This window comes from Micromonospora sp. HNM0581 (assembly GCF_012726175.1).
Lineage (GTDB): Bacteria > Actinomycetota > Actinomycetes > Mycobacteriales > Micromonosporaceae > Micromonospora.
This window is the reverse complement of record NZ_JAASAD010000020.1, coordinates 25363-40080: the sequence shown is the minus strand read 5'-3', so window position 1 is coordinate 40080 and position 14718 is coordinate 25363. Positions and strand designations below refer to the sequence as shown.

10 protein-coding genes and 1 pseudogene are annotated in these 14718 nt (G+C 66.9%); all 11 read right to left on the bottom strand.

The features are described from left to right. Position 1 precedes the first annotated feature (1 nt). Entirely contained in the window at positions 2–265 is a 264-nt protein-coding gene (locus HCA58_RS20200) for an acyl carrier protein (protein WP_169599407.1), read from the bottom strand. After that, on the bottom strand, positions 258–1784 hold the full coding sequence (locus HCA58_RS20195; RefSeq protein ID WP_346776056.1) for an AMP-binding protein: 1527 nt from the start codon (positions 1782–1784) through the stop codon (positions 258–260). The genes HCA58_RS20200 and HCA58_RS20195 overlap by 8 nt, the downstream gene beginning before the upstream one ends. Next, positions 1781–5104: a non-ribosomal peptide synthetase gene (locus HCA58_RS20190; protein WP_169599406.1), complete on the bottom strand. Its 3324-nt coding sequence runs from the start codon at positions 5102–5104 to the stop codon at positions 1781–1783. Before HCA58_RS20190 ends, HCA58_RS20195 begins: the two co-directional genes overlap by 4 nt. Then, positions 5101–7368, bottom strand: coding sequence for a class I tRNA ligase family protein (locus HCA58_RS20185; RefSeq protein ID WP_240956516.1), 2268 nt, complete (start codon positions 7366–7368; stop codon positions 5101–5103). The genes HCA58_RS20190 and HCA58_RS20185 overlap by 4 nt, the downstream gene beginning before the upstream one ends. 10 nt (positions 7369–7378) lie before the next feature. Continuing rightward, entirely contained in the window at positions 7379–8422 is a 1044-nt protein-coding gene (locus HCA58_RS20180; protein ID WP_169599405.1) for an FAD-binding oxidoreductase, read from the bottom strand. Beyond that, entirely contained in the window at positions 8419–9720 is a 1302-nt protein-coding gene (locus tag HCA58_RS20175) for a SidA/IucD/PvdA family monooxygenase (RefSeq protein WP_169599404.1), read from the bottom strand. Before HCA58_RS20175 ends, HCA58_RS20180 begins: the two co-directional genes overlap by 4 nt. Before the next feature lie 567 nt (positions 9721–10287). After that, positions 10288–10662 (bottom strand): annotated as a pseudogene (locus tag HCA58_RS20170) (VOC family protein); the annotation flags it as partial. 257 nt (positions 10663–10919) lie between these two features. Then, the gene (locus HCA58_RS20165) at positions 10920–11528 is read right to left on the bottom strand and encodes an ATP/GTP-binding protein (protein WP_169599403.1); all 609 of its coding nucleotides are present in this window, start codon (positions 11526–11528) and stop codon (positions 10920–10922) included. Continuing rightward, positions 11509–11886, bottom strand: a complete 378-nt coding sequence (locus HCA58_RS20160; RefSeq protein ID WP_169599402.1) for a DUF742 domain-containing protein — start codon at positions 11884–11886, stop codon at positions 11509–11511. Before HCA58_RS20160 ends, HCA58_RS20165 begins: the two co-directional genes overlap by 20 nt. Positions 11887–11894: 8 nt before the next feature. Beyond that, entirely contained in the window at positions 11895–12305 is a 411-nt protein-coding gene (locus HCA58_RS20155; protein ID WP_169599401.1) for a roadblock/LC7 domain-containing protein, read from the bottom strand. Between the two features lie 17 nt (positions 12306–12322). Further along, positions 12323–14707, bottom strand: a complete 2385-nt coding sequence (locus HCA58_RS20150) for a nitrate- and nitrite sensing domain-containing protein (protein WP_169599400.1) — start codon at positions 14705–14707, stop codon at positions 12323–12325. Positions 14708–14718: the final 11 nt, after the last annotated feature.

The following is a 14718-nucleotide window of genomic DNA, read 5'->3' as shown; positions in this document are numbered from 1 at the left end:
GTCAGACCCGCGTCCCCTGGCGCTTGCCCAGTGCCTCCGTTACGTCGCCGAGCGTGCGCATCCGGGCTACGTCCTGTTCGGTGAAGTGCGCCAGCGACACCTCAGCCTCCTCGCAGACCGAGGTGAGGAAGAGGACCTTGTTCAACGAGGTGAGACCGTAGGTGTCCGCCATGTCGGCGGCCGGGTCCAGGTCGGCGGGTGCGACGTCGGATTCGACCACTGCCGCCAAGCCCCTGCGGGCGATCTGTTCGATGTCGTCATGCATGACTGTCCTCCTGGATCCTGACCATGTCCGCGCGGTACGCCTGGAAGATCCGGCGTCGCTTCGGTTTGAACTGTGCGGTGAGCAGGTCGTTGTCGATGCTGAAACGTTGCCGGGCGATGACCACCCGGAAGATTCGCTCGTCGGGTGCCGACATGGTGTTGATGCGGTCGACATGTTCCTCGATCGCCGCCTCGTCGGCTGGTTCCGTCGCTGGGGAGACCACCGCGACCAGGTAGGTCTCGGTGGGGCAGTACACGACTGCCTCTTCGATGGCCGGGCTTCGTTTGAGCTTTTCCTCTATCGGCCGGACGATCACCTTGCGACCGTTGCCCAGCACGATGACGTCGTCGGCCCGCCCCCGGATGTAGAGGTATCCGTCGGCGTCCATATAGCCGAGGTCCCCGGTGCGGACGGTGCCGTCTGGGCCGAAGACACGTTCGGAATCACCCGGCTCGGCGTACGCGTACGCGAGGCTGACCGGGTGGTCGCTGCGGATGCTCACCACACCGTCGTCGTCGACGATCACCTGCTTGCCGGGCAGCAGCCGGCCTACGCTGCCGTCGCGGCTGTGCCCGGGGTAGTTCTTGCTCACGATGCAGGTCTCGTTGAGCCCGTAGCCCTCGTAGATGGGCAGGGCGCACTCGGTGAAGAAGCGCAGCGTGTCCGGGTCGGCGGGGGCGGAGCCGGTCCACAGGTAGCGGATGCGATCACCGAACAACTTGACTGCGGCGGCCCGACGGGCGGCGGCCGGGTCACCCGCGATCTGGGTGGCGCGGCCCTCGATGTGCCGGCGGGCGCTGTCGAAGAAGCCGGGTACACCCATGACGACGGTGGGCCGCGCGGTACCGAGGGTGGCGAAGGCTGCCTCGTAGGTGCTGACCGTGACGTCGTGGCCGTACCGCAGCGCCGAGTAGATCCAGTAGCGCTGCTGGAGCAGCGATAACGGCAGGAAGATGAAGATGTCGTCGTCCGGGCCGTGGGCGAACATCTCCTGCACTGCGGTGATCGAGCTGTCGATGCTGCCGACGCTGGCAGGCAGTCCCTTCGGTGTGCCGGTGCTACCGGAGGTGAACTTGATGGTGCTGGGTTCGTCGGCGGAGTACCGCGCCGGCGGCGGCGCGACTGGCCCGTCGGACGTTTCGGACCACGTCCTCACCTCGTTGATCGGGAGCGAATCCAGCTGCTCGTCGGGCTTGTCGGTGAAGATGAGCCGCAGGTCGTAGCGGGTGGCCAACGCGGTGTCGCTGGTGAACTTGCCAGGCTCGAACCCGGCCGTCACCACCTTGAGCCGCAGGGCGGCGAGGTCTAGCAGGACCCATTCAAGGCTGTTGGCGGCGAGGATCCCGATACGGTCGCCCGGTCGCACGCCGAGCGCGACGAGCCGTGCCGCGACCTTTTCGGCCCGCTCGTGGAGTTCCCGGAGGGTCATCGATTCGGTGCCGAAGAGCCGGATGAAGCGGATCCGGTGATCCGGCCCTGGGGGGTTGGCGACGACGTGGTTGATCACCGACTCGGTCACCGCTCCGTCTCCCCTCTCGCGGTGGCCACGAACCTCGCCATGGCTCGCACGGTGTCCACTTCGGACAGACGATGGATAGGGATAGTAACACCTAGTTGTTTACGGATGACTGTGAGGATTCGCGCTGCGGAGATGGAGTCACCGCCGAGCTCGTAGAGCGTGCTCACCGCGTCGACGGCCGGCACGTCGAGCACCTGCCGCCACAGTCCTGCCACCCAGTGCTCCAACTCGTCGGCCAAGTCGGCGTCCGCCACCACCGTCGGGGCGTCGCGCACAGGCGTCACCCGGACAAGAGCGCTCCGGTCCACCTTGCCGTTGCGGGTGAGGGGGAAGTCGTCATGCCAGACGACCTGTGAGGGCACCATGTACTCTGGCAACAGCTCACGTAACCGTTCCCGGATGGTCGCCTCGGTGGGGCGCGTCGGCCCGGCAGCTACGAGATGAGCCACCAGCCGGTCCCCGGTAGCGCCCTCCTGCCGGACCACCACCGCCCGGTGCACGCCGTCGAGCCCGACCAGCCGGGTCTCCACCTCACCGGCCTCGATCCGGTAGCCGTTGACCTTGATTTGGAAGTCCTTGCGGCCCTGGATGTCGATGCTCCCGTCGGGCAGGTACCGCCCGAGGTCTCCGGTTCGGTAGATCCGCTCGCCGCGCTCGTCGTCGTACTGGAACCGCTCTGCGGTCCGCGCCTCGTCGCCCCAGTACCCGCGAGCCAGCCCTACCCCGGAGGCGCAGATCTCACCCGTGACCCAGTCAGGCATGTCCAGCCCGTCCCGGTCCAGAACAAAGGCGCGGTTGTTGGAGTTCGGCCGACCGTACGGGATGCTCTGCGACCCGTCGGACTCCTTGCCCACCGGATGCAGGATGTTCCAGATAGTCGTTTCGGTGGGGCCGCCGAGCGACACGACTACCAGATCGGGCTTGAATCTGTTCAGCGTGGCTGGAAGCTCCGGCGGGATGCGGTCACCGCTCATCATCACCAGACGCAGCCTGACCAGGTCCGCGTCGGCGCCGTCGGCGTATGCCTGCTCGTACAGCAGCCCCGCGATCGCCGGCACGGAGTTCCAGATGCTCACCCCGGCGCTGGCGCAGAGGTCCAGCCAGTGCCGCGGGTCCATGGCCCGATCGTGCTCCGGCACCACGAGTGCGGCACCTGCGGAGAGCGAACCGAAGATGTCGTAGACGGAGAGGTCGAAGTTGAAGGCGCTGATGCCGAAGAACCGGTCTGCCGGACCGACATCGAACCGCCGGTTGCAGTCGGTCACGACGTTGACGACGCTGCGGTGACGGATCATCACGCCCTTGGGCTCGCCGGTGGTGCCCGACGTGTACAGCACATAGGCCAGGTCGTCTGGGCAGGCTCCCGGCAGGAGGTCCAACTGTGGTACGGGACCCGTCGGCACCGGTTGGCGGATGTCGAGCGGCAGCACCGCCCGGTTGCCCTCCTCGTCGACAAAGGCGGTGTTGGTCAGGACGGTACGCACCCGGCCGTCACGCAGCATGTATTCGCGCCGCTGCGCGGGTAGCCCGGCGTCCACTGGCAGGTAGGCGGCACCGGCGAGCAGTGTCGCGAGCACCCCCACGATCTGCTCCGGCCCCCGGGTCATCGCGAGTGCCACCAGTTCGTCCCGGCCGACCCCCTGTTCACGCAGCCAGTGAGCGGCGTGTGCTGCCCGGGCGTGCAGCTCGCCGTAGTTGACGCAGCCGGTGGACGTCACAATCGCGACAGCGTCCGGAGCACGGTCTACCTGGGCGAGGAACAACTCGGACAGCAGCACCTCCGGAATCGGGACGGTGGTGTCGTTGGCCGACTCGCGTCGGGCCCGCTGGGCGGCGGGGAGCAAGTCGAATCGGGTGTGCTGCCATGCCGCCCCGTCGACCAGCCCGTCCAGCAGCCGCTGGTAAGCCTCGGTGAAACCGTCGAGCAGTCCCTCCGGGAACAGCTCCTCGACGCCGTCGAGCTGGATCACCAGCGCACCGTGCTGCTCCATGGCGAAGACGTTCAGCCACACCTGAGGGGTCTGGCTGACGCTGTGAACCTCCGGGCCGAACAGTTCCAGCGTCGACCCGTCCAGCCCTTCGACGGGATAGCCGAGGGTGCTGTTGAAGGTGAACGGCATGCGTGCCTCGACGTTGCCGCCGCGCCGCCGGGCCAGCTCACGCAGGACCTCGCCGCCAGAGAAGTGCCGATGGTCCAGGCCGGCGCGCAACTCCGCCTGCACCGCGCGGGCCCGCTGCGCGAAGCTGAGCTTGCGGTCCACCGACATCTCCACAAGCATGGTGTCGGAGAACGCGCCGATTGCCGTCATGATCCGGGGATGCAGCGGTGGGCGGTTCGCGAAGGTGCTCAACAGCGTGAAACGCTCACCGCCACCCCAGACGGACAGTGTCTCGGCGTAGCCGGCGAGTAGCAACGCCGACGGGGTGAGCCCCTCGGAGGCGGCGAAACGCTTAAGCGCCTCCCAGCGCGCCGCGTCCATACGTACCCGGCGCGGCGTGAAGCGTGGCCGGTGGATTGCGCTTGGGCTCGTTCGCAATGGCAGGTCAGGGTGGGGTGCCAGCCGATCAAGCCGGTCCAGCCAGTAGCGGCGTGACCGCTCGTACGGCGCGCGGGACCGGGCCGCAACCAGCGCGTCGGTGTACGCCTCGAACGAAAGCTCCTGCGCCGGGTCGGACGGTGTGGCCGACCCCTCGTACTGCTCCCACCACTGCCGGAAGAACAGGAACATGCTGGGGCCGTCGAGCACCAGGCCGTCGTGACCGACATGGAGGACCATCAGATCGTCCGCGAGCAGAGTCACCGCGGCGGCAAGCATCGGCGCACGATCCGTCGGCAGCACTCGGTGGGACCACTCGTCGCGGATTGCGGTCCGGCGTCGCTGACGCGTGTCCGCATCGAGACCTCGCAGGTCGTTCCGGCCGATGCGGACCTCGACGGCCGGCACCTTCACCCGCTCCGCGGTCTGCGTGAAGTGACTACACAGCGAGTCGTGGGCGGAGACCACGGCGGCCAGGGCCCGCTCCAGACGGTCAAGGTCCCAGCATCCCTCGACCTCGTGGTAGACGTAGCTGGCCACGTTACCCATCTCGAACAGGTCGCCCCGCCCGAACAGGTAGCTGCGTTGCAACCCGGTCAGTGGCAGCCCTCGTTCGGCGGGCCGGGTGAGATGGGCGAGAAGGTCGGACTTGTGTTCCCGGATCCGGCCGACCAGTTCGGCGTCGATCCGGTCACGCGCTCCCTGTAGGCGCAGGTCCGAGCCGGAGACGGCGAGAGTGAGACCTCGGGTGGCGATCTCGTCCAGGAGGGCGAGGTGACTCATGCCCTGGCCTCCTCCGGTTCCGGGGCCTCCGGCGTCGCCTCGGCCAACGTACCGATCAGCGTGGCCAGGTCGGCGAGATCTCGTGCGCCGAATATCTGCTCGATGGAGATGTCGGCATTGGTCCGTTCCAGGATCTGGTACTGCAGGGCCACCGCCTGCATCGAGCTCATCCCCAGGTCAAGCAGGGACCGGTCGGAGACCGGGGCGTCGGAGGGGAGCAGCATCGCGGTGCGTGCCGCCGTGGTGAGCCAGTCGAGCAGCAGCGGGTCGCCGTCGAGGAGCGGCTCACCTCCAGCAGTGAAGAAGATCGTGTCGGCCAGGGCTACCCGCGAGCCGGGCGGCAGCAGGGTGACGAGGTCGGGCCAGACCTTCGGTGGGTCGGCGCCCAGCGCCGCGGCGAGGTTACCGGCGAAGCGGGGCAGCACCGGCGCGGCGCAGTGGGCCAGCAGCGAGGCCGCAGCCAGTTCCAGCGCCACCGCGGTGCGGACGTTGCCGGCGGCGACGTCCAGCTCGGCCAAGCGTTGCTCCTGCTCGGCAAAGCGGATCGAGTCTTCGACGATGCCGTTCAGCGCGGCAGCGGCCTGGTTCAACGAGAAGGCGTCCTCGCTGAGGCTGCCGGTCACCTCGGCCAGCCGGGTGCCGAGGCGGCGGAGGAAGGCGGTGTGCTCGGGCGTCCAGGTACCTGCGTCGGGAGCCAACCCCCCGTAGCGCTGTCGCACCCGGGTGCCGAGGTCGGTGAGCCACCGCTGCCAGCGCCCGATCAGCGTGTCCTGAACCGTCGCCTCGTACACGGCGCGTTCGAAATTGGTTCGTCGCCCTTCCGACCGGGTGAGGGACAGGTAGAAGCGCACGGCATCGACGGTGTCCTCGCTGAGGATCTCCTTGCCCCAGATGGCATGCCGGCGGCTGGTGGAAAACTTCTTGCCCTCCAACAGGTAGAACTCGTTGACGTGGTAGTCGATGTCGGGCTGCCACCCGGGGAAGGCCAGGCGGTACAGCGCCGGGTAGAGGATCGCGTGGTAGAAGCTGTTGTCGTAGCCGAAGAAGTGGACGATCTTCCAGCCGTCCTGTGGTCGCGCTGCCTGCCAGTCCCGGCCGAGACGACGGCCGAGGGCCTCGATGCCGTAGAGAAAGCCGTACGACATCTCCGGCCAGACCCAGATCACCTGGTCGGTGACGCCGTCCTCGACCGGTGGCACCCCCCACCGGGACGGGTGGGTGATCGGCACGTCGCAGCTCGGCCGGTCGAACAGCCGCCCGGCCAGTTGCCGCAGCCGCGCCGGGACCCGGCCGTGCCGGTGGTGCGCCTCGATGTCGGCGCGGAAATCGTGTAGGGGAAGGGAGTACCGGATCTGCTCACCGACCAGGGGGGCGAGGCCTGACCGGTTGGACTTCGGACCGATCAGATCGGCGCAGAAGTTGGGCTCGCCGCACTCCTCGCAGATGTTTCCGCCGGTGCCGGAACTGCATGTGGGGCACTCCCCGGAGACGTCGACCTCGTAGAGGTAGCCGCCATCGTCGGCGCCGAACAACGCCGGACCCGGTCGGGCAGCGGCCTGACCCGACGCCAGCACCCGGGAGAAGAAGTCCTGCAGGCCGGAACGGTAGCCGTCGTCACGCTGCGTCACGGTGTACTGGTCTAGCTCGATGTCCATCAACCGCAGAGTCTGCGAGATCTCCGCGCTGTAATGGGCTGCAGTGGTGGCCGGGTCGACCCCGTCGCGGCGGGCGCGGTCGACAACGTAGCTCTGGAAGTCGTCGCTTCCGGTGAGGTGCCACGCTTGGGTACCGTTCATCCGCTGGAAGCGGACGAAGACATCGGCGCCGAGGTACGGGCCGGACAGATGGCCGAGGTGTAGGTCTCCGTTGGGGGTCGGGGGCGTCGAGAAGACAAAGACCGGCCGGTCGCCGAACCCCCGCCGGGGCGCGCTCGCGGCGGCCTGCAGCGCGCGGGCCGGGTCCCGCCAGTAGAGGTCGAAGAAGACCAGGTCCTCCTGGCCGGTGTTCTCGATGACGTGCGAGTCGAACGGCTCCAGCACCGCGACCGTTCCCCGACCGACGTCGTGGTGTACGCCGTCGACCAAGAGCCTCCCGGTGCCGCCGAGGAAGACGAGGACCTCCGTTTCGTCGTGCCGATCCGGGTTGGTGTGCCCACCCGGCCGGATCCGCCCCCAACTGGAGCCGACGCCCGCGTCGTGAATGGCGCTCATCTCGATACCGAACGCCGCCTCGAATTCGGCGTCGGCGTACGTGCTGATATTCAACGAACCTCCCTTATCGCTGAAGCAGGTCGACTGCGGAACGCGCGACAGCCGGCGCGAGGCGGTACCCGGACCCGTTCGCGGCACCGGCGAACACCACCCGACCGTCCGGGGTCAGTGCCCGGACGACCGGTTCCCGGTTTGGGCTGTAGGCGTCACAGAAGACCCGGCCGGAGGTGCGGTACCGGAGGAAGTCGGGCGCGTACCGTTCGAGTAACTGCCGAGCCTGGTCGAGGTGGCGGTCGGCGAGCCCGTCGGTGCTCTGGGGAGCTACGTCCCACTCCTGGCAGGTGTAGCTGAACAGCCAGTGGTTGCGGTGAATCATGGGCAGCAGGAAGGCATCCTCCTGCTCCAGCACGATCGCGCGGTCCGTCGACTCGACGGGTCCTTCGAGATGCAGCGCGACGACCCGCTTGACCCGGATACCCGCTGGGGCGAGGAGGTCGTGCCAGGCCGGACTGTCCAGCCACGGGCCGGGTGCGAGGACCACTCGCCCGACCCGCAGTGTCTCGCCGGTGCCCAAACGCAGTCGTACGCCTCCGACGTACGGGTCGATACCGGTGACCTCGACACCCTCGATGATTGACGCGCGCGGCCGAAGCTCCCGTGCGATTGCCTGGACCAGCCCGTACACGTCGGCGTACTGGGCCCCGTTCACCGTCCAGGCACTGAAATCGTCGGGGACACGGATCCCGTTCGGTCGCTCGACAGGTGTGATCGCCGCAGTGTCCAGGTACGCCTCGCGTAGCTGGTCGGCTGCGGCCACCGGGGCGACCACGGTCATCCCCAGATCGAAGATCGGCAGCCCGTGGACTTCGGCGCGGAGCTTGTCGTAGTAGTCCTGGCTGTAGGTGGCCATGTCCCGGATTCGGATGCTCGCTCCCCGCGGCATGTGCAGACCGGCCGAACGACGGCTGGCGCCAGTGCCGGTCCCGTCCCGGTCGATGAGTATCACCGAGGTGCCGGGAACACCTTCGACGATCCGCCGGGCCACGAGGCAGCCGATGATCCCGGCGCCGACCACCGCGACATCGGCGTCCCGGGCGCCGTCGCTCAACGCACGACCTCGGCGACGAGCCGTGGAGACCACTCCAGGAAGGACGGAAGAGGGCTGGTGCTCTTGGCACCGCGCAACCGGTCGGCGATCCGTTGACTACGCCACGCCATCAAGCTCAGATTGGGGTCGGCAAGACCCCGCTGTTTGCGGGCTGCGTTCTGCAGGAAGATGCCCCGGTCGGACGGTCCGTCCCAGACGACACCGAAATCCTCATTGATTTTGATCTCGCCGTCCTCTACCTGTAGCCGGTCGGCGATGGGCCCGAGGAAGTTCATCGGGGTCGGTGCGACGCCGGTGGCCCAGATGATGACGTCGGCCTCCAGCTCCTCGACGGTGCCGGGTAGGTCGTTGTGGGCCATGGTGATCCGCCAGCCGTTACCGACAGGGGTCACCTGAGTGACGGACCGGTTCGGGTAGAGGTCGGCGAGCCCTTCCCGCTTGTCTATGAAACGATGAATGTAGATTCGTCGGTAGATTTCGCGCAGGGTTGCCTCGGAGATGCCGTCACTTGTGAGTACGTTGCGGACGGTGAACTCGGCTCGCAGTTGTGGTCGAAGACCGAAGAAGTAGTCTGAGTAACAGGGCATGTAGTAGTCGTTCGTGAACGGCGTGTCATCGATCGGGGAGAAATTTTGTCGCCTGGATACCCAGGTCACCTGGCGTGGAAGCTCTCCTGGTGCCCGAGCGACGAGGTCCAGGAACGCCTCCGCCCCAGATTGCCCACCACCGATCACGCACACCCGTCGACCGCTCAGTCCGACGGCCCGGGTCACGAATTCGCTGATGTGGAACTGGGTTTCCCCGAGATGTGGGGTGGCGAAATCGGGTACGGACGGGACGACGCCTACGCCGACGACGATGTTGTCTGCTGTGACCTGACGACGGCTCGTGGTGATGTGGAACGCGTTATCGGCGAACTTTACTTCGATGACCTCTTCGCCAAAGGTCACGTTGGGGTTCTTTCGGCTGGCCCAGAGCATGTAGTCGCGGAACTCCTGTCGCGGCACGTGTTCGAACTGGGCGTTGATAAAATGGTACATCCTGCCCTGCTCGTGCAGATACGACAGGAATGAGTAGGGGTTTGTCGGATCCGACAGGCTGACCAGATCCTTGAGGATGGAGACCTGCAGCGAGGCGCCGGACAGCAGTTGTCCTTCGTGCCAGCCGAAGGCTGGTTTCTTGTCTACGAAGAGGTTCGACACCTCAGCGTGTTCCTGCAGGAGGCAGGCGAGGCTGAGGTTCGCTGGCCCCACCCCGACGCCCAGGCAGCGATAGTGGCTCTGATCCAGATCGGTCATCTATTCTTCACCGCCGAATTCAGCCTTCCTTAACCGAGTGCGGACATGCTGCAAGCAGGGGCGACAGGCTGTGCCCCTGCGTAAGTGCCGACGCCAGTTGGAATCGCAGGCGGAGAGCATGAGTGCCCGTACGCCATGCGGTGACCCGATAGGTGTTGATGTGCGATTCGAGATTCCGGGTTGCCCTTGTCACGGCCAGCGCGTGCTGTCTCGACACAGCGTAGTCACGCCCTTGGATTCGTGTCAATGAAAAAACCTGACACCGCATATCCTATTTCAGGCAGTCTATCCGGATCTACCTCATGATTTCGGCGGCATTACGCGTGTCGGTTGAATCTGTGTAAACATCGGAATAGCGACACATCTTTCAGCGGCTGCCCAGGTCGAGGCAGGGCTTGCTCCCGTGGCCGCGCTCCATCGATGTGGACATCCCGCGAAGTCTGCGGCGGTCGACCAGGAGGTGCCGTGCGGACTCGGGCGACTGTCGGCAAGCTCCGGTGGCCCGATACCGCACCCGTCACACCGGCCGCTGACTGTCCGCTCCTGCGGCCGGGCCGGGCTCAGCTGGTGTGGGTTCTGCATCAGCGCTAGCACCGCGTCCGACGGGTCCTTGATCAGCGCGAACCCTCCGGGGCCGGTGCCGTTGGGCTGCCGCACGACCTCGCCGCCCTTCTCCTTCACCTGCGCGAGGCTGGCGGACAGGTCGTCGACCGCAATGTTGGTGATCCACTGTGGCGGCAGGTCGGCGTTGCTGTCCCTGGCGTGGCAGATCCCGGCGCGAGGATTGCGGTCCTGCGCGAGCATCATGTAGTCGTCGTAGTCGCCCATGCTCAGCGGCTCCGGCCGCCAGTCGACCACGTCCGCGTAGAAGTCGCGGACACCGTCCGCGTCCTGCACAGTCAGGTCGAAGCGCCCGATCGCGCCTGCCTTCGTCTCGCTCATGGTGCACCCCTCTCGCTGCCACCGTGCGGATTGCCAGGACGGTGCGGGGGCCCACGACGTCGTGAGTTGCTCCGGGAGGTGACCGAACGCGGTGGCGTCGAGGTGGCAGGTGCTCAGGATGTGCATCCGGTGCCTGCCATGTCGGTCGTAGACGGTACGGTCCCGGCCGGCATCAGCAGCCCACGGTCCAGCGTCCGCCGACTTCGACGGTCATGGCGTGTCCGACCAGGGGTGTGGTGGCCGGGCCGCGGCTTCTGTCAGTGGCCTACCGGTTCGGGTCTGCGGGTCAGCCCCTGCTTCTTGACGTGCTCGATGAGCGCTACGAGGACGTCTTTGGACGACTGCCGCTTCCGCGCGTCGCACATCAGGACGGGCACATCCGGGTCGAGGTCCAGGGCCAGCCGCACCTCGTCGAGGCTGTACTTTCGCGAGTTCTCGAAGCAGTTGACGGCCACGATGAAGGGCAACCGCGCACGCTCGAAGTAGTCGACCGACGGGAAACAGTCGGCGAGCCGCCGAGTGTCTGCCAGCACCACGGCACCCAGGGCACCGATGGTGAGTTCGTCCCAGACGAACCAGAAGCGGTCCTGGCCCGGGGTGCCGAACAAGTAGAGGACAAGTTCGTCACTGATGGTGATCCGGCCGAAGTCCATCGCCACGGTCGTGGTCGATTTTGCCTCGACACCGGAGAGGTCGTCGACGCCCACGCCCTGTTCGGAGAGAACCTCTTCGGTACGGAGCGGCTTCGTTTCGCTGACGGATCCCACGAGGGTGGTCTTACCTACGCCGAAGCCACCCGCGATGAGGATTTTGATGGCGGTGGGGAGGGTCGCTTGGCCCGTCCGCTCAGAGTTGACGTAGTCCATTGATGAGCGCCTCGAATACGCTGTCGTCGGGAAGGGTGGCGGCTGGGCGAGGGTCGTTCACCTGGACGAATCCCTGAGCGAGGAGTCCGTCCAGCAGCACTCGGACGGTGCCAAGGGGGAGACTGAGATGCGCGGCCACTTCGGCGAGTGCAAGTGGCCGCTGGCACAGGTGGATGATTCGGGCCTGCTCTGGCGCTATTCCGACCTCGGTCGGCGGGGCCGATCGGGTCGACAGAATCAGAGCAACCACATTGAAACTGTTGGTTGGTTTGGCGCGCCCGCCGGTAACGGCGTAGGGCCGGACGACCGGCCCGGCTGCGTCGTCTAACCAGACCGGTTCTTCGTCGGGCATCGTCATGGCGGCCCCTAGTTGTTGGTGGACTGGCTCGGCCTGGTCGGGGAGGCGAGGAACTTGCCGGCACGCGCGACGACCATCGCCATCTCGTACGCGACGAGGCCGACGTCGGTGTCTTCGGCCGCGAGGACGGCCAGGCATGCGTTGCTTCCGGCGGCGGTGACGAACAGGAACGACGACTTCATCTCGATGATGGTCTGTTGAACCGGTCCACCGCCGAACCGCTTGCTGGCACCCTTCGCGAGGCTCTGGATGCCTGATGCCATGGCGGCCAGATGTTCCGCGTCGTCGCGGCCGAGTTGGGCGGAGGAAGCCATGAGCAGGCCGTCAGCGGAGAGCACGATGGCGTGCTCAGCCTGCTTGACACGCCCGACCAGGTCGTCGAGCAGCCAGGCCAGATCGCCCGTGGAGTTCTGCTGCACTTGCCCGTTCCTCTTTCTCACCTGTCGTTTTCGGTCGCGGACGTGTCGTCGGCGCCGTCGGGTTGTTCTTCGTCGGCGTCGACGAGACGTGCGGCGTCGTCACGGCCGCGGCGGGTGCCGGACTGGTAGGAAGACATCATCCTGCGGATGTCGTCGGGGGATCGCCCCGCCTCGTCGTCGTCCGGTTGCGGTGTCTGGCCGGGGGACGAGTCGCGTAGTTGTCGCGCGATGTTTGCCTGGCGGACTCTCATGGGCAGCCCGTGCTCGGTGTGCTCGGTGTGCCCGGTGGAAGGTCTGGGGTGCGGTCGCACGTCGGGCGTGCTCTTGACCGGCCCTTCGACGACGGTGGCGGCGTCGACGGCGGCGCGCAGTGAACGCAGCGCCGGTAGTTCGATCGTCTCGTCGTGCACAGGTGCGGGCTCCGCGACGGCGACCGAGGACTGGCGCGGGGCGGCGAAGCGCGGGGCGTCGCCGGTGGTAGCCGCGTCCTTGGTTGCGCCCGAAGCCGGTGCGGACGCGGCACCGATCGGGTCGGCGGTCGCCACCAGGTCCTTGGGAATGAGGACGACTGCCGTCGTTCCGCCGTACGGCGACGGCTTCAACTGCACCGCGAGGTGGTGCTTGGCCGCCAGGCGACTGACGACGAACAGGCCCAACTTCTTGGCATCGGCGAGGCTGAACTCGGCGGCGGTGGTCAGGTCTGCGTTCGCAGTAGCCAGGTCGTCGTCGGCCATACCGAGACCCCGGTCCTCGATTTCGATGGCGAAGCCGTTGGCGACGAGTTGACCACGTACTTCGACAGGGGTGCTCTTCGGGGAGAAGGTCAGAGCGTTCTCGATCAGTTCGGCGAGCAGGTGGATGATGTCACCCGCGGCCCGGCCGGCGAGCGCGACGGACCCGAACGGCATCACCTTCACCCGGGTGTAGTCCTCCACCTCCTGCACGGCGGCGCGGGCGATGTCGACCATGGGCACGTTGCGGCGCCAGCCACGGCCGGGCGTGGCGCCCGAGAGGACGATGAGGTTCTCGGCGTTCCGCCGCATCCGCGTCGCCAGGTGGTCGACGCGGAACAGATCCTCGAGTTCGTCGGCGTCTTCCTGCCGGCGTTCCATCTCGTCGAGGAGGGTCACCTGACGGTGGACGAGGGCTTGGGTGCGCCGAGCCAGGTTCAGGAACACGTCGCGTACGTTTCGGCGCAGCTCTGCCTGCTCGACTGCCGTACGGACAGCCGTCTCCTGGACGGCGTTGAATGCCTGGCCGACCTGCCCGATCTCGTCTGAGCCGAAGTCGAGAGGAGGTGCTTCGGTGGCGACGTCCACCTTCTCGCCGCGTTGTAGGCGCTCGACGACGGCGGGGAGCCGTTCGTCGGCGAGTTGATGGGCCGCGTCGCGGAGCCGTTGTAGTTGAGCCACGAGAGCACGGGCAGTGGTGACGGAGACGACGATGGACGCGATGACCGCGAGTAGACCCAGGCCGGCGGCAAGGACCAGCCGAATGATCACCCCGACGGCGACGGGGACGGCACGCTCCACCAGATTGTCGCCGCTACCGAGAACCATCTTTTGTAGCTCGGTCAGCGCGGCATCGGCGGCTTCGTCCCACTCCTCGGCGGTGACCGGCGGGCGGGCCGAGCCGCTGGTGTTGATCACCCGTTCTTCGAGCTGGCGCAGGCTGCGGAACGCTTCTCCCGCGACGACCTGGTCGAAGGCGGCCTGGTCGGCATCGTTGAGCTGGGTACGATCCGCGACGAAGCGTTGGGAGATGACCAGTTCGGTGAATCGCGACTGTTCGTTGGCGGTGATCCGTTCGGCGGCGAGTGCCCCGGTGAGCAGGGCATCTTCCTGTGAGATGAGCTCACGGAGGCGGTACAGCTCGATCAGGTTCCTGGTGTCCTGCTGGATTTCGGGGTCGTCGAGCGTGCCGACGACGTCGTAGATCGCGAACAGTGATTCGACCAGTGTGCTGTAGGTGCCGACGGTGCTCGCCCGGTCGATCGAACGCGCATCGATGGACGAGCGGACAGTCGCCAGACGGTCAAGTTCGGCGATGGTGTCGTCGACACGTTGTTCGGCCTTGCTGTCCGCCGTCAGCCGGGCCAGCCAGCTGCGTGCTGTCGAGGTGAAGGCGGTGGCGTTCTCGTCGACGGCGAGACGGGCGGCGTCGAGGGCGTTCTTCCGGTCCGCAGTGGGGTCACCGAGGTAGGCCACAGCCCGGCGTCGCTCGACCTGTAGGTCCAGCAGCAGCGGCTCGCTGGGCGAGACGATCTGGCTGTCGATCGTCTGAACGCCGAGAAGGTTCACGCCGTCCCGGAGGGTGACCCAGGCGGCGAATGCCCAGAGCGCGACGAGTGAAGCGATGAGGGCGATGACCTTGGTGCGCAGATTGGCGCTGCGTGACCGCATTGAACCGTCCG